We start from the raw sequence: 15,114 nt of genomic DNA on the forward strand, positions 1-15,114 counted from the left end.
ACGTCGAGGTCTTTCGGATGGATGGCGTAGGAACCTCCATCGTCGGGAGACCTCGACGTCTATCTGCGGACCGACGCTCCCGGCTGACCTACACCCTCATCTGGGAAGAGCCGGCAAACCGGGGGTGCAGAGAGCGGCTGGGGTGGCGGCGGGGCGCCTAGAGTGAGTGCCGTGCACGCCTGGGTGAACGGACATCTGCTCGCTGATCCCCGCCAGCCGGTGATCGAGGTCAGCGACCACGGACTCACCGTCGGCGACGGGGTCTTCGAGGCCATCAAGGTCGTCGACGGTCTGCCCTTCGCCCTCGACCTCCACCTGGCGCGGCTGCGCACCAGCGCGCTCGGCCTGGGGCTGCCGGCTCCCGACGACGACGCCGTGCGCCGCGGCGTCGCGTCCGTCCTGGATGCCGACCCGCTCCCGCTCGGGCGCCTGCGCATCACCGTCACCGGTGGCCCGGGCCCCCTCGGGTCGGGCCGGGGCGACGCCGAGGCGACGATCGTCGTGGTCGCCGTGCCCCTGCAGCCCGCGGCCCCGGCGGCGCGGGTGGCGACCGTGCCGTGGCCACGCAACGAGCGGGGCGCGCTGGCCGGGCTCAAGACCACGTCGTACGCCGAGAACGTGGTCGCGCTCGCCGAGGCGCGTCGCCGTGGGGCCGACGAGGCGGTCTTCGCCAACCTCGCCGGACACCTCTGCGAGGGCACCGGCTCCAACGTCTTCTACGCCGTCGACGGTGAGCTGCGCACGCCCACGCTGGCCAGCGGCTGCCTGGCCGGGGTGACCCGGCGGCTGCTCGTCGAGTGGGTGGGCGCCCGTGAGGTCGACGAACCGATCGAGGTCGTCGCGCAGGCCGACGAGGTCTTCCTGGCCTCCACCACCCGCGACGTGCAGCCGGTCTCGCACTGGGACGAGCGCGACCTGGGCGGGCCGGGCCCGCTCACCCGGGCCGCGGCGCAGACCTGGCGCCGGCGCGAGCCCGAGCTGCTCGGTCGGTAGCCCCTCGACGGGGGCCGGATGTGAACGCTCCGCGCGCCATGCGCTAAAGTCTGCGACCGCACCCCCGGGTGCATCCGGCGGAGGAATCCGGCGGGCAGAAGGGCGATTGGCGCAGTGGTAGCGCGCTTCGTTCACACCGAAGAGGTCACTGGTTCGAACCCAGTATCGCCCACCTCGAACAAACGGCCCCTGACCAGCGGAGACGCAGCGTCGAGGGCCGTTTGATTTTCCCGGTGCAGCACCTTCGCAGCACCTCAAAGGGGCGCAGCACGTCGCGGCACTTGTCCTCGCCTCATGGACGGGGAATGACATCGGTGTAGTCTGTGGACACAGCAGAACGCAGAACCGCCAGTCACACCGCACCGTGCTCCCCGTGGGGGGAGAGGCCGAGATGGTCGCTCACGGGGGCCCGTGACTTTCCACGGCTAGCAGCGATGGGCAGCCGGGCAGACCGCACGACTCAGACAGTCGTAGGTCTGTCCCGCGTTCGTGTGTCTAGGAGACACCGATGTCCCGATCGCCCCGACCCGTCAAGGGGTCAACCACCGCGCCGCCCCCCGTCAAGCGGCTGCGCAGCATCGACGAAGCCGCCGACTACCTCGGCGTGAACGCTCGAACCATCCGCCGCTATCTCGCGGAGGGACGCCTGCCGGGCTACCGCGTCGGCGGCAAGCTGCTCCGCGTCAACATGGCCGACGTTGAGGCCCTGGCCGTGCCCGTCGCCCCTCACGAGGTGTCGGCGTGAGCGGCCCCCCGAACGAGGAAAGCCGCCCCGGTCAGGGAGCGGCTTCCGTAGTGACGACCCCCGCAAAGAAGTCTGAGAACAGCATACCGGCGAGCGCGGTCGGGCACGGGGACGATCTCGACCCGTCGCCCGAGTATCTCGCCGAGCTGAAGGCCGACCAGACGCGCCGACGCGAGCAGATGCGCGCAGAGCAGAGCGCCGGACTAGGCGGTCACACGAGAAGCTGGGGGCCAGTCGCGCCTGACGGCCCCGACTTCTCCCACGACCTGCCCGACACCCCCGAGGGTCGAGCGGAGTTCGATCGACGCTGGCGGGTCTTCGAGGACGAGCACAACGCGATCCGACCCTTTGTCCCGCCGTACACCGCCGACGACATCGACTCTGACGAGGAGGGCGACGTGCCCCTGCACGGGGAGGCCGAGCGGCGCGTTCGGCTCGAACTCGGCACCATCGAGAACCATCACGTCGAGCACAGGATCGCCGTGCACCCGCTGTGTCGGCGTTGCCCTGTCAATGCCGAGGCGAACATGCGCCGGTGGCTCATGCTTAACCGGGGCCGACCGCCCGTTGGGGATCGCTTCACCTTCGACGACCTGGCAGAAGGCTCGTCGCTCTACCTCGACCTCGACGACCTCGACGGACTGACGCTCCCTCCGGCGTTGATCGACGGCGTGCTCCCGCGAGGGGCGAACGCGATCCTCCGAGGCCGTGACGGCACCTTCAAGACGTTCGTGGCCCTCGACTGGGCGCTCCATATCGCCACGGGCCGACCATGGCGCGGGCACGCCGTCGAGCAGGGGCGAGTTCTCTACATTGCCGGAGAGGGGCACCACGGCATCGCGAAGCGCGTGCGGGCGTGGGAGGGGCACCACGGCGTCGCCGTGCCCCGTGACGCCTTCACGGTGCGCCCTGCGGCGCTCAACATGCACACGCCGGGGCCGGAGTTCGCCGAGTTGCTCTCCGTCGTCGAGCGAGGCCGCTACGCCCTCGTGTGCATCGACACGATCCGCCGAATGTCGGGCGGGGCCGACGAGAACGGCTCCGAGATGGGTGCCGTCGTCGACAACATCGAGCGCGTGAAGCGAGCGACGGCCGACGGGTCGACGCTCTCCCTGTCCCACACCACGAAGGGCGACACCGACACCCGAGGCTTCTCGGGCATCGAGGACGACATCGACGTGGTGTGGCACGCAAAGCGCGACGACGGCGCTCCCGTGGTCACGTTGAAGCACACGAAGATGAAGGACGGCGAGGAGCACAAGCTCGTGTCCCTCGAAGCCCGCAAGGTCGGCGACTCGCTCGTGCTCGTCGAGCCGGGCGGGCAGGGCGAGGTCAACTCGGCGATGAACGCCGAGCGGATGATCCTCAACTTCGTTCGGTACGGCACCGACGCGACGGCCGTCACCGGAGCCGCTGTGGCGAAGGGTGCAGGCGTCCCGAGTTCGACGACGTACGAGGCTCTCCCGAGGCTCGTCGAGTCGGGGCACCTCGTGAACGTCGGCACCGACACCCGGCCGAAGTACCGGCTCGCCGAGCCCGGCACCACGTGAGCGCGTGAGGGGTGGGGTACGGCCGACCACGGCGGGGCGGTGCCCCACTCCCTCCCCGCCTCGCACCCGTCACGGGCAGCAGCTTTCCTTCCTCCTTCTTCCATCAGCCCGTTTGTCCGGCCGGGCCTCCCCTTAAGAGGGGGGAGGCCACCGGACTTCCGGCACGATGTCCGGTGAAACTCCGGTCGATTCACGCTCACGACGGCAGGTTTGTCCGGTGAAGTTCCGGCGTTCGTCCCGTTCGTCCCGGACTTTCAGCCGGACATTCGCCGCCGTGGTCGGCGGGTGTGACGCTGCGTCCGGACCGGCCTCCGCGTCGAGATCGGCCCCGCCACCTCGCCCAACCTCGGCCCCGTCTCACGCGTGCGCGCGCGGGGGTGCGCGGGGGTGACCCGGTTAGCTGTCGCCCGGCTCCGTCGGGGAGGCACCGCCGATCACGCCCCTGACGAGCCCTTGCCCCGCCCGTGGTCGGCCGACCCCGCGACCGTCCCGGGCATCCGCTCGGGCAAGTCACTGGTCTGCAGACAGTGACGCAGACGCATCCGAGTGCGGCGAAATTCGCCCGCGATCAGGGAAAACCGCCCAATCGCACCCGGCGCCTACCCGCACCTCAACCACGTTTGCAGCACTTCCGTGGCACACTGGACCTATGCCGAAGGCCGGAGAACGAGCAGCGCAGCGCGAGCGAGTGCAGCGCGTCCTGACCCTGCACGCGAACGGGCTGAGCGTCCGCGACATCGCCGCAGAGGAGGGCATCTCCGTGGCTGTGGCGACGCGTCGATTGGCCGAAGGCATGGACGCTTTGCCGTCTCAGGAGGTCGACCACCTCCGACTCACGAGCGAGCTTCGTCTCGACCGTCTCGCCCGCGTCTTCTCCGAACTCCTCGACGACCCCGACTCGACGACGCGGCTGCGTGCCGCGCAAGGGCTGGCCGGCGTCGAGCGCGACCGAGCCCGGCTGCTCGGCACGTGGCAGAAGCCGCCGAAGGACGACGACGCCGACCGGCTGCCGAGCCGCTGACCACCAACCACCCCGAGAGCACGAGGAGTGCCATGAACACCGACCGCGTTCGCACCACGACGCCGTACCGCGTCGACCTGCCGCCGCTGGCCCACCTGACCCCCTCCGTGCGCGCCGCCGCAGAGCACTACCTGGGGCTGCACGACGAGTACCACCGCCGCGTCGGGGCGGTGCAGACCGCGCAGCGGGGCGTGGCTGAGGCCGAGACTGCCGACCGGCGAGCGTCCGCTGCGACGCTGGCCGGTGGGGGCACGGTCACCAAGCCGCGCGGCGAGGCGGAGCGGGCGGAGACGGCGAAGGCCGACGCTGTGGCTCTGCGCGAGGCCTACCGGGGGGCGGTGGGCATCGCTTACGGGGAGCTGACGCGGGCGCTTCGTGACGCCGCCCCGGCGTGGTCGGCCGAGGTCGCCGCCGATCACGCCGAGGCCGTCGCCCGGTACGAGGCTGCGACCCGCGAGCTTCAGGAGGCGCGTGACGACGTGGCCGCGACGGGAGAGCTTCACGAGCTGCTCACCGCGACGGCCGAGGTCTCCCCGACGGTCCCGAACCTGGGGCGGGGCGCGCCGGGGCACCGTGCTCGCTTCGCTGCCAGCCACGCCGGGACTGCGCTGGCGGAGTCGCTCTCGCCGTTCCGCGTCGCGGCCGAGGCTGTCGCTGCCCGTCAGGAGTGCGTCGCGGCGGAGGCTGCCAAGGTCGAGGGCGGCGACACCGATGCCGCGTAATCGGTCGACGATCGCTTCTGCTCATCGTCGGTGTGTGAACCACGGCTGGCGGTGTGCGTGGGCCGGGGGGCCGTGGCCGGAGGAGTCGACCGCCCCCGAGGGCCGCTCGGAGAGCTGTCGGCAGGCGACGGTCGAGGATCGGGCTCGCGGGCGGGGCATCTTCGCTCCGCCGATGGTCAGCACGAGTGAGGTGCTGACCGCCGAGGATGAGGTCGGCGTCATGGCGGAGTGGGCACTGAAGGGCGAGGCTGCCGCTGCTGCCCTCGCGGAGTCGCTCAAGGCGTCGCTGCCGGATCGCCTCGCCCGCATCGAGGCCGACGAGGAGCGCCGTGCCCGTCAACCGTGGCGCGAGTGGATCGTCGAGGAGCGGAAGGCCGTCGAGAGGGTCGACGCGCTGGCTGCGGAGATTCTGGCGAGTGCCGGCGCCCACGAGGCCTCCGCGCGCACCGAACCCGTCGACTCGAAGGGCGCCACGGCTTCGCCTCGGCCCGCTGGGCGTGCTGAAGGGCCACAGGTGGCCCCTGCTGTCGCCGGGGAGCCAGCAGCGCCGGAGACGGCGGTTCCTGCGCGTCGCCGCCGAAAGCGCCGCAGGGCGTCGCTGACCATCATCCGCCCGTATTGAGGAGCACCATGAGCACCGAGAAGCCTTCCGCCACGACCCGCCGCCAGGTCGCACGCCTGCGCACCTCGGACCCGGTGCCCCGCCAGAAGGGGGCGACCGAGCCGAAGTCGGCGACCGAGAAGCAGGCGGCGCAGATGCTCGCCGCCCTCCGTGGCGACGACGACGGCGAGTAGCCGCCCTCTGACCTCCCCGCCGTCGGGGCATCGGTGGGTGTGCCACGACGGCGGGGAGCACAACCTAGCTACGAGCGACATCGTCTGCCCGCCTACACCGGACAATTCCGGCTTGTCGCGCATCGTCGAGTGGTCGACGGGTGGCACACTCCCGCGCATGGTCGACATTGCCACCGTCTCGGTCGTTTCGTCGGCCGCCCTCGCGGGACTCACCATCGCCGCCAATGTCTACGGCGGCGAGCGGCAGCGTCGTCATGAGGCCGACCTCGACTTCGAGAAGCGAGTGTGGGAGCGCAAGTCTGAGGCGCTGTTCGAGGTGATCCGGCAGTGTCGCACTCTCGCCGACTCCGACGCGCCGGTGGACGATACGAACCGACTCGCCTACGCGCTGGATATGTCGAAGATGCTCGATACGCTGCACGACAACCTCTCAACGGTCGAGGCGTTCGCCTCGTCGAAGTGCAGGGAGGGGCTGACCGACTTGATTGAGGCGCTGCGCAACGGCGGCGTGAAGCATCGTCACGGTCGGGACGTTGACCACTGGCGAGGCCTCGCGGCAGATACCTCGATCGAGGAGACGCAGGGGCGCTGGCTCTACTACTCGTGGCGCAAACAGTCCGAGGCCAAGGCTGTGGCCGACTTCGATCCTGACCTCGACGATCTCCGTGCTCGCGCCGAGCACCTTCTCGAAGCTGCTCGCGAGAGCGTCCGGCGCGCGAAGGACTGAGGCTCCGTTGGACTGGTCGACTGTCGCCCTGAGTACCGCCCTGAGCGCCCTCGTCGGCACGCTCGTGTCGCTCGCTGCCGTGTCGCAAACGACCATCCGTCAGCGGCGGGCGGAGCGCCGCGATGAAGCCCGCCAGCGGCTCGCTGAGACCGTCGCGCCTATGCGAGCAAAGGTGAGGAAGTACCAAGCTGGACGCCACGGGAGTTTGAAGCGGGACGAACCGCACACGATGGTCGGAGACGACTACACCCTCGTCTCGGCCGTGCTGTACGTCGCCGAATCCCTCTCACCGATCCGCCGCCACCTCGTGCGGCGTCGCTGCCGCCAACTGTTCGGTAAGTGGCTCACTGAGACCGCCGCTATCTCGCCGGCCGACGGCAGCTCTCCCGGTGCCTTCCTCGCGCCGCTGTTCGTTGCGGCGTTCGCCGAGGACGAGTACGCCGACCCCGAGAAACGCGCGACGGGCACTCTGCACCGGGCACTCATGACCGACCCCGCCTCGCCGGAGTTGGCTCGCCTTGAGCGGGACCTACGGCGCCTCTCGGCCGGCTGGTGAGCCTCAGTCGGCCCACGCCTCGTCCTGCCACTTCCTGAGCACGTTGGGCGTCTCGTGCATCGAGTAGCGGGCCACCATGCCGAGGCCTGCGTGCCCGGCGTAGAGCGCGAGCACCTGCGGCGGCGTGCCTTTCTCCCCGAGCCACGTCAGGCCGGTGTGTCGCAGGTCGTGGAAGTGCAGGTCGGGCCGACCAATCGCCGCGCGAGCGGCGTAGAACCCGCTGCCGGGCTTAGCCCTCGTCTTCTTCGTGGCCGGCTTCGGCGCCCGCCCGTAGAAGGCTGACGGGGCGAGGTAGCCGCCGCTCGTGGCCGGGAACACGAGCGCGTCGGGGCCGGGGTCGACGTGTTCGGCAAGGTGGGCGCGCAGGGGGTCGACGAGCCGCGAGGGGAGCGGGAGATCGCGCTTCCCAGCCTTCGTCTTCGTGTCCTTCTGCTGCGGCGGCTGGCCGGGCACGCGCGCGACCGCGACGTGCACGTGCAGCAGGCCGGCGTCGAGGTCGAGGTCGCGACGGCGCAGTGCGGTCACCTCCCCGAAGCGGAGGGCGCAGACGGTCGCGAGGTCGACGAGGAGCCGGTGCCGCTCGGGCATCGCCGCCACGAGTGCCGCGAGTTGCGCTCGGTCGTCGAGCACCGTCGTCTCGTGCTTCTCGACACCCGGCGTCGAGGCGCGGAGTTCCCTCTTGTCGAGGCGGCAGGGGTTGGCGGTGATCCTGTCGTGGTCGACCTCGACGGCGAGCACCGACCTCATCAGCGTGTAGGCGTGACGGCGGGCGGTGTCCTTGCCGGTGAGGCCGTGCCACCAGTCGCCCACGTCGGCGCGCGTGATGTCGGCGACCTCGCGGTGCCCGAAGGTCGGCAGGAGGTGGAGACGAAGCAGCGAGCGGTAGTGGTCGGCGGTGCGGGGTTGCAGGTCGCGCCGGCTCATCCACTCCTCGGCGGCGTCCGCGAATGTGCGTACGTCGACCGGGATCACGGGCGCCGGGGGCCAGGCGCCGGATCGGATTGCTTCCTCGTGCGAGTTGAGCCAGCGGCGAGCCTCGGTGCGCTTCGCGAACGTGAGCGAGTGGCCGTCGTCGGTCTTCGCGGTGAACGCGCGACCACCCTTCTTCCACCGCGCCTGCCAGCGTCCCGAGCGGAGCTGCTGGACGTTCCCGAAGCCCTCGCGCGTGCCCTTGTCGTTTCCCACGTCGTCGCCCCTCCGTCGCCGCAGCACTTCCGCAGCACTCCACTTAGACAGGACTGTACACGTGCGTCACTGTCTGTCACACGCCTCTGAGCAGCGTCGATGCAGGTCAGATACGTTCTTGCAGGTCAGTCGATGCAGCACAGTGCGTCGCTCCCACTGGTTCGAACCCAGTATCGCCCACCTCGAGAGACCGCGGCTCGGAGATCCTCCGGCCGCGGTCTCTGTCATTTCCACCCCGGAGGTGCCGCGTGGCCCTGCACATGGAGGAGCTCGGCTGGGAGGACACCCCGATCGGGGTGATCAGCCTGCGCCGCCGCTTCGAGCCCGCGGTGGGCCACGACGTCTACGAGGTGAAGATCGACGACGAGTTCCTGATGTCGAGCCTCTTCACCGTCGTCGAGACCGAGCTCGCGCACCTGGGTCTGGCCGCGGCCGGGGGAGAGGACCTGCAGGTGCTCGTCGGGGGCCTCGGGCTCGGCTACACGCTGCGTGCGGCGCTCGAGGACCAGCGGGTCGCCCAGGTGCAGGTCGTCGAGGCGGTGTCGGCGGTCATCGACTGGCACCGTCGTGACCTGCTGCCCGACACGGCCGGCCTCGCCGCCGACCCGCGCTGCGACCTCCAGCACGGCGACTTCTTCGCGCAGGTGGCCGAGGGCGCCACGCCGCGAGCGGCGTACGACGTCGTGCTGCTCGACATCGACCACTCCCCGCAGCACGTGCTGCACCCCTCGCACGCGGCGTTCTACGAGCCCGCCGGGCTGCGGCGGATGGCCGGGCTCATCGCTCCCGGCGGCATCTTCGCGCTGTGGTCCGACGACCCGCCGGACCCTGTCTTCGAGGGCGCCCTGCGCGAGGTCTACGTCGACGTCGCGACCCACGTGGTGACCTTCGCCAACCCGGTCGCAGGCGGGGAGTCGGCCAGCACCGTCTACGTCGCCCGCCGGGCTGCCGGTCCTGCGGAAGCGGTCCGTACGCGCTGATCCGCCCGGGCCCACGAGGTTCGCGCAGCATCACCAAGAGTGGTGATGATCCCCGCTCAGCGGGGTTGGTAGGCAGGAGTCGTGTACCCCTTCGGAGCCGCGTGATGGCGACCTACGAGTACCGCTGCGAGGTCGACGGTGCCGTCGACGTACGCCTTCCGATGGGCAGCGCCCCGGCCGTGCTGCCCTGCCCGACCTGTGCCCGCGACGCGAGCCGCCGGTTCAGCGCCCCACGCCTGTCCCGGGCGTCCTCGCCCTACGCGCGAGCCATCGAGCGGACCGAGCGCAGCAGCGCCGAGCCGGAGGTCGTCACCTCCGTGCCGTCGCCCGGCCGTCGACGGCCGGGCACGCGCGTGGCGACGAACCCCGCGCTGCAACGGCTGCCCCGGCCCTGAGCCCGCAGCCGCACCCGAGAACCGCTGACCGAGAAGGAGGTGGCGACCATGGCGATGGTCGGACTGCTCTACGTGGGTGCCGTGCTCTTCCTCAACGGGCTGATGCTCCTCGGCTACGTCGAGGCGAGGTCCGCGGGCCCGCTCAACATCTTCGTCGGGCTGCTGCAGGTGGTCACGCCGTCGTACCTGATCTTCACCGCGGGCGGTGACGCCGACGTCATCCTCAGCGCGTCCGGGCTCTACCTCTTCGGCTTCACCTACCTCTACGTGGCCTTCAACGTGCTCGGCGGATTCGACGGCACCGGCCTGGGCTACTTCTCGCTCTTCGTGGCCATCTGTGCGCTGGTCTACGCCGGGCTGAACTTCGGCCGCCTCGACGACAGCGCCTTCGGCGTCATCTGGCTCTGCTGGGCGTTCCTGTGGCTGCTGTTCTTCCTGGTCCTCGGTCTCGGGCGCGAGGAGCTGACCAGGTACACGGGAGCAGTGGCGGCGATCCAGGGCTGGCTGACCGGCGTCATCCCCGCCTTCCTGCTGATGACCGGCAAGTGGGCCGACAACGTCGGCCTCGCCACGGTCGTGCTGGCCGTCGCCGCCGTCGTCCTCTTCGGCGGGCTCTACCCGCGCCTGCGCGAGCACGAGACCCCAGCCGCCGAGACCGCGGGATCGACCCGCTGAGCCCGTCCACCCCACATCGAGAGAGGTCCCGACATGCCGCAGACAGTTTTCCCGCTCGACTCCACCAAGCGCTTCACCGACCAGCAGCTGCTGGGCCACAACCGCTGGCACCCCGACATCCCCGCCGCCGTGCACGTCAAGCCGGGCGACTCCTTCCGCGTCGACTGCCGCGAGTGGTTCGACGGCGCAATCCACAACGACGACTCCGCCGACGACATCCGTGACGCCCCGCTCTCGACCGTGCACGTGCTCAGCGGCCCGTTCGCGGTCGAGGGCGCCAAGCCGGGCGACCTGCTCGTGGTCGACATCCTCGACGTGGGGCCGATCCCGCAGGAGGACTCCGGCCCGCTCGCCGGGCAGGGCTGGGGCTACACCGGCATCTTCGCCCAGCAGAACGGCGGCGGCTTCCTGACCGAGCAGTTCCCCGACGCCTACAAGGTGATCTGGGACTTCACCGGCGGCACCGCGACCTCGCGGCACGTGCCCCACGTGGCCTTCACCGGCATCGTGCACCCCGGCCTGATGGGCACCGCACCCTCGGCCGAGCTGCTCTCGCGGTGGAACAGCCGCGAGGGCGCGCTGATCGCCCAGGACCCCGATCGCGTGCCGCCGCTGGCGCTTCCGCCGCTGCCGGAGGACGCCATCCTCGGCGGCCTCGAGGGCGAGGCCTTCGACCGGGCCGCGGCCGAGGCCGCGCGCACGGCGCCGCCGCGGGAGAACGGTGGCAACCAGGACATCAAGAACTTCACCAAGGGGACCCGCGTCTTCTACCCCGTGTACGTCGACGGGGCCAACCTGTCGATGGGCGACCTGCACTTCAGCCAGGGCGACGGCGAGATCACCTTCTGCGGCGCCATCGAGATGGGCGGTTTCATCGACCTGCGCGTCGATCTCATCAAGAACGGCATGGAGACCTACGGGGTGGGGGAGAACGCCATCTTCATGCCCGGCAACGTGGACCCGCAGTACAGCCAGTGGCTGGCCTTCTCGGGCACGTCGGTCACCCTCGACGGCACCCAGCGCTACCTCGACTCGCACCTGTCCTACCAGCGGGCCTGCCTGCACGCCATCGACTACCTGACGAGCTTCGGGTACTCACCGGAGCAGGCCTACATGATCCTCGGCGCCGCACCGATCGAGGGTCGGCTCTCGGGTGTCGTCGACATCCCGAACTCCTGCTCGACGGTCTACCTGCCCACCGCGATCTTCGACTTCGACGTGGCTCCCGGCCCCGGCGGACCCACGAGGATCGACCCCGGCATGGGTGTCCCGAGGTCCTCCTTCTGACCCCGGCACCCCGGCACCCCGGCTCCCCGGCAGGAGGCGGAGGGCGGCGTTGACGGGCCGGGAGCCCCGGTCGACGATGGAGAGATGACCGACGACTGGCAGCTCCCCACCGTCCCCGCCGCCGACGCCTCCCTGCCGGGCTCGCTCGAGCTGGGCGCCTTCTCGGTCTCCCTGGCGGTGGCCGACCTCGACGCCTCGCGCGCCTTCTACGAGGGGCTCGGCTTCGAGGTGACCGGGGGAGACCCGGCGCACGACTACCTGATCCTGAAGAACGGCGAGACGACGATCGGGCTGTTCCACGGCATGTTCGAGCGCAACATCCTCACCTTCAACCCGGGGCTGACGAACCGGATGGAGCGCCTGGAGTCCTTCACCGACGTACGCCGCGTCCAACAGCACGCCGACGAGGCCGGCCTGGCCGTGGCCGACCGCGCCGACGCCGGCACCACCGGGCCGGCCTCGATCATGCTCACCGACCCCGATGGCAACCCGGTGCTGGTCGACCAGTTCTTCTGAGCGTTTCACCGAGGTCCGTGCCCGCCTGGGGCGTCATCGCCCGCCGTCTACGGTGAGACGATGACGTTGCACCACGTACGGCGCGGCACGGGCGCGCCGCTGCTCCTCGTCCACGGCCTCGGTGCGGGCTGGCGCTCGTGGGCGCCGCTCATCGACGGGTTGGCTGCCGAGCGCGAGGTGGTCGCGGTCGACCTGCCGGGCTTCGGGCAGAGCGCACCCCTCGCCGAGCTGTCCATCGCCTCGCTCGCCGACGCGGTCGCCGACTTCATCGAGGAGCAGGGTCTCGGCGGGGTCGCCACGGCCGGCCAGTCCATGGGGGCGCGGATCGTCCTCGAGCTGGCCCGGCGCGGCGTCGGGGGCGACACGGTGGCCCTCGACCCGGGCGGTTTCTGGACCGACCGCGAGCTGGCGCTCTTCGGTGCCACGCTGCGGCCCTCCATCGCCCTGGTCCGCCTCCTGCGCGGGGCGCTGCCGTCCCTGCTCGCCACCCGGGCCGGCCGGACCGCCCTCCTGGCGCAGCTCTCGGCACGCCCCTGGGCGCTGGACGCCGACACGGTGCTGCCCGACGTCCTGGGGCTGGCCGACGCCCCGGCGACCGACGCGGCCATGGACGCCCTCACCAAGGGGCCCAAGCAGAAGGGCGCGCCTGCGGGGACCGTGCCGGGCCGGGTCACGATCGGCTGGGGACGGCGCGACCGGGTCACCCTGCCCCGCCAGGCCGAGCGTGCCGCTCGCGCCTACCCCGACGCCGAGCTGCACTGGTTCGAGAAGTGCGGGCACTTCCCTCAGTGGGACGCCCCCGACGAGGCGGTCCGGCTGATCCTCGACCGCACCTCCTGAGGGTCCCGGCTCAGCGCGCCCGCCCCCTCGCGCTGGGAACGGTCGCAGAAACCGATGCGTCGATCGCCTCCCGCGCTGGATACGATCGCGGCGTCAGCCCCCTCCGGGCCCCACCACGAACGGAGCACCCTGTGTCCGACCTCAAGATCACCCTCGTCCACGCCGGTGAGCGTGAGGTGCGGGAGGTCACGACGGGCACCAAGGCCTGGGAGCTCTTCGCCGACGACCCGGCCGTGGTCGTGGCCCGCGTGGGCGGCGAGCTCAAGGACCTGGCCCACGAGCTGTCCGACGGCGACGAGGTCGAGGGCGTGCTCATCGACAGCCCCGACGGTCGCGACGTGCTGCGCCACTCCACCGCGCACGTGCTGGCCCAGGCCGTCCAGGACCTCTTCCCCCAGGCCCGGCTGGGCATCGGCCCGCCGGTCGTCGACGGGTTCTACTACGACTTCGACGTCGAGACCCCCTTCGTGCCCGAGGACCTGGCCAAGATCGAGACGCGGATGCGCAAGATCATCAAGGAGGGCCAGAAGTTCTCCCGCCGCGTCACCACCGACGCCGACGCCCTCGCCGAGCTGGCCGAGGAGCCCTACAAGGTCGAGCTCATCGGGCTCAAGGGCTCGGGCAACGCCGAGGACGCCGCCGAAGGCGCCTCCGCGGAGGTCGGCGCCGGCGAGCTGACGATCTACGACAACCTCGACCGCAAGGGCGAGACCGCCTGGTCCGACCTGTGCCGCGGCCCGCACCTGCCCACCACCAAGCGGATCCCGGCGTTCAAGCTGATGCGCTCGGCGGCGGCGTACTGGCGCGGCGACGAGAAGAACAAGCAGCTGCAGCGCATCTACGGCACCGCCTGGGAGTCCAAGGAGGCGCTCGAGGAGCACCTGCACCGCATCGAGGAGGCCGAGCGCCGCGACCACCGCAAGCTCGGGCGCGACCTCGACCTGTTCAGCTTCCCCGACGAGATCGGCTCCGGCCTGCCCGTCTTCCACCCCAAGGGCGGGGTGATCAAGCGGGAGATGGAGGACTACGTCCGCCGTCGCCACATCGAGGAGGGCTTCGAGTACGTCGGCACCCCGCACATCGCCAAGGAGGGGCTCTTCCACACCTCCGGGCACCTGCCCTACTACGGCGAGGGCATGTTCCCCGCGCTCGACGTCGACGGCATGGACTACCGCCTCAAGGCGATGAACTGCCCGATGCACAACTTGATCTACCGCTCGCGGCAGCGCTCCTACCGCGAGCTGCCGCTGCGCCTCTTCGAGTTCGGCAGCGTCTACCGCCACGAGAAGTCCGGCGTCGTGCACGGCCTGACCCGGGTGCGCGGCTTCGCCCAGGACGACTCGCACTCCTACGTCACCGCCGAGCAGGCGCCCGACGAGATCCGCCACCTGCTCGACTTCGTGCTCGGGCTGCTGCGCGACTTCGGCCTCGACGACTTCTACCTCGAGCTGTCGACCCGCGACGCCTCCAAGGACAAGTTCATCGGCTCCGACGAGGACTGGGAGGTCGCGACCAAGGTGCTCGAGGACGTCTGCGTCGGCACCGGCCTCGAGCTGGTGCCCGACCCGGGCGGCGCGGCCTACTACGGCCCCAAGGTCTCCGTGCAGGCCCGCGACGCCATCGGCCGCACCTGGCAGATGTCGACGATCCAGTACGACTTCAACCAGCCCTCGCCCGAGCGCTTCGCCCTCGAGTACGTCGCCCCCGACGGCAGCCGCCAGCAGCCGGTGATGATCCACTCGGCCAAGTTCGGCTCCATCGAGCGGTTCATGGGCGTGCTGGTCGAGCACTACGCCGGCGCCTTTCCCCCGTGGCTGGCCCCGGTGCAGGTGCAGGCGATCCCGATCGCCGAGCGGCACGCCGACTACCTGCACGACGTGGCGCGGCAGATGAAGCCGCTGGGTCTGCGCGTCGAGGTCGACGACTCCGACGACCGGATGCAGAAGAAGATCCGCAACGCCCAGCTGCAGAAGGTGCCGTTCATGATGATCGCCGGCGACGACGACATCGCCGCCGGCGCCGTCTCGTTCCGCTACCGCGACGGGCGCCAGGACAACGGGGTGCCGCTCGCGGAGGCCGTCGAGCGGGTGCGCGCCGCGGTGGAGTCGCGCGAGCAGGTCTGAGCCG

General features: G+C 70.8%; 17 protein-coding genes and 1 tRNA gene. 17 read left to right on the forward strand and 1 reads right to left on the reverse strand.

Annotation, left to right across the window (positions count from 1 at the left end; translation table 11 throughout):
- The first annotated feature begins 171 nt into the window (after window positions 1-171).
- The 10 genes from ABKW28_RS15950 to ABKW28_RS15995 all read left to right on the forward strand — a co-directional run bounded on the left by ABKW28_RS15950 (window position 172) and on the right by ABKW28_RS15995 (window position 7,109).
- Window positions 172-993 carry an aminodeoxychorismate lyase gene (locus ABKW28_RS15950; protein ID WP_348611417.1) on the forward strand — a complete coding sequence of 274 codons (822 nt, stop codon included), beginning with the start codon at window positions 172-174 and terminating at the stop codon, window positions 991-993.
- Between the two features lie 100 nt (window positions 994-1,093).
- Window positions 1,094-1,165 (forward strand) — tRNA-Val (locus ABKW28_RS15955).
- A gap of 336 nt (window positions 1,166-1,501) precedes the next feature.
- The gene (locus ABKW28_RS15960) at window positions 1,502-1,738 is read left to right on the forward strand and encodes a helix-turn-helix domain-containing protein (protein WP_348611420.1); all 237 of its coding nucleotides are present in this window, start codon (window positions 1,502-1,504) and stop codon (window positions 1,736-1,738) included.
- Window positions 1,735-3,288, forward strand: a complete 1,554-nt coding sequence (locus ABKW28_RS15965; protein WP_348611422.1) for an AAA family ATPase — start codon at window positions 1,735-1,737, stop codon at window positions 3,286-3,288. The genes ABKW28_RS15960 and ABKW28_RS15965 overlap by 4 nt, the downstream gene beginning before the upstream one ends.
- 649 nt (window positions 3,289-3,937) lie before the next feature.
- Window positions 3,938-4,309, forward strand: a complete 372-nt coding sequence (locus ABKW28_RS15970) for a hypothetical protein (RefSeq protein ID WP_348611425.1) — start codon at window positions 3,938-3,940, stop codon at window positions 4,307-4,309.
- A gap of 32 nt (window positions 4,310-4,341) precedes the next feature.
- Entirely contained in the window at window positions 4,342-5,031 is a 690-nt protein-coding gene (locus tag ABKW28_RS15975; protein ID WP_348611427.1) for a hypothetical protein, read from the forward strand.
- A 172-nt stretch (window positions 5,032-5,203) separates the two neighbouring features.
- Complete coding sequence (locus ABKW28_RS15980; RefSeq protein ID WP_348611430.1) at window positions 5,204-5,653, forward strand: hypothetical protein; 450 nt, start codon at window positions 5,204-5,206, stop codon at window positions 5,651-5,653.
- Between the two features lie 8 nt (window positions 5,654-5,661).
- Window positions 5,662-5,826, forward strand: coding sequence for a hypothetical protein (locus ABKW28_RS15985; protein WP_348611431.1), 165 nt, complete (start codon window positions 5,662-5,664; stop codon window positions 5,824-5,826).
- Between the two features lie 112 nt (window positions 5,827-5,938).
- Window positions 5,939-6,553 carry a hypothetical protein gene (locus ABKW28_RS15990; protein WP_348611434.1) on the forward strand — a complete coding sequence of 205 codons (615 nt, stop codon included), beginning with the start codon at window positions 5,939-5,941 and terminating at the stop codon, window positions 6,551-6,553.
- Complete coding sequence (locus tag ABKW28_RS15995; RefSeq protein WP_348611436.1) at window positions 6,492-7,109, forward strand: hypothetical protein; 618 nt, start codon at window positions 6,492-6,494, stop codon at window positions 7,107-7,109. The genes ABKW28_RS15990 and ABKW28_RS15995 overlap by 62 nt, the downstream gene beginning before the upstream one ends.
- Before the next feature lie 3 nt (window positions 7,110-7,112).
- Here the strand turns inward: ABKW28_RS15995 and ABKW28_RS16000 are convergent, their stop codons facing one another.
- Complete coding sequence (locus tag ABKW28_RS16000) at window positions 7,113-8,294, reverse strand: site-specific integrase (RefSeq protein WP_348611439.1); 1,182 nt, start codon at window positions 8,292-8,294, stop codon at window positions 7,113-7,115.
- Window positions 8,295-8,542: 248 nt separating this feature from the next.
- Here ABKW28_RS16000 and ABKW28_RS16005 point away from each other — a divergent pair, with 248 nt between their 5' ends.
- From ABKW28_RS16005 to thrS, 7 genes are all read left to right on the forward strand, one after another.
- A complete protein-coding gene (locus tag ABKW28_RS16005; RefSeq protein WP_348611442.1) occupies window positions 8,543-9,274 on the forward strand; it encodes a spermidine synthase in 732 nt (243 codons plus the stop codon).
- A gap of 104 nt (window positions 9,275-9,378) precedes the next feature.
- Window positions 9,379-9,669, forward strand: coding sequence for a zinc ribbon domain-containing protein (locus ABKW28_RS16010; protein ID WP_193669333.1), 291 nt, complete (start codon window positions 9,379-9,381; stop codon window positions 9,667-9,669).
- Window positions 9,670-9,717: 48 nt separating this feature from the next.
- The gene (locus ABKW28_RS16015; RefSeq protein ID WP_193669334.1) at window positions 9,718-10,344 is read left to right on the forward strand and encodes an AmiS/UreI family transporter; all 627 of its coding nucleotides are present in this window, start codon (window positions 9,718-9,720) and stop codon (window positions 10,342-10,344) included.
- A 33-nt stretch (window positions 10,345-10,377) separates the two neighbouring features.
- A complete protein-coding gene (fmdA, locus tag ABKW28_RS16020) occupies window positions 10,378-11,631 on the forward strand; it encodes a formamidase (protein ID WP_193669335.1) in 1,254 nt (417 codons plus the stop codon).
- A gap of 84 nt (window positions 11,632-11,715) precedes the next feature.
- Window positions 11,716-12,147, forward strand: coding sequence for a VOC family protein (locus ABKW28_RS16025; RefSeq protein ID WP_348611445.1), 432 nt, complete (start codon window positions 11,716-11,718; stop codon window positions 12,145-12,147).
- Between the two features lie 60 nt (window positions 12,148-12,207).
- On the forward strand, window positions 12,208-12,987 hold the full coding sequence (locus tag ABKW28_RS16030) for an alpha/beta fold hydrolase (protein WP_348611452.1): 780 nt from the start codon (window positions 12,208-12,210) through the stop codon (window positions 12,985-12,987).
- 131 nt (window positions 12,988-13,118) lie between these two features.
- The gene (gene thrS / locus ABKW28_RS16035) at window positions 13,119-15,110 is read left to right on the forward strand and encodes a threonine--tRNA ligase (RefSeq protein WP_341229886.1); all 1,992 of its coding nucleotides are present in this window, start codon (window positions 13,119-13,121) and stop codon (window positions 15,108-15,110) included.
- Window positions 15,111-15,114: the final 4 nt, after the last annotated feature.

The organism is Nocardioides sp. 31GB23, assembly GCF_040012395.1.
Classification (GTDB): domain Bacteria; phylum Actinomycetota; class Actinomycetes; order Propionibacteriales; family Nocardioidaceae; genus Nocardioides; species Nocardioides salarius.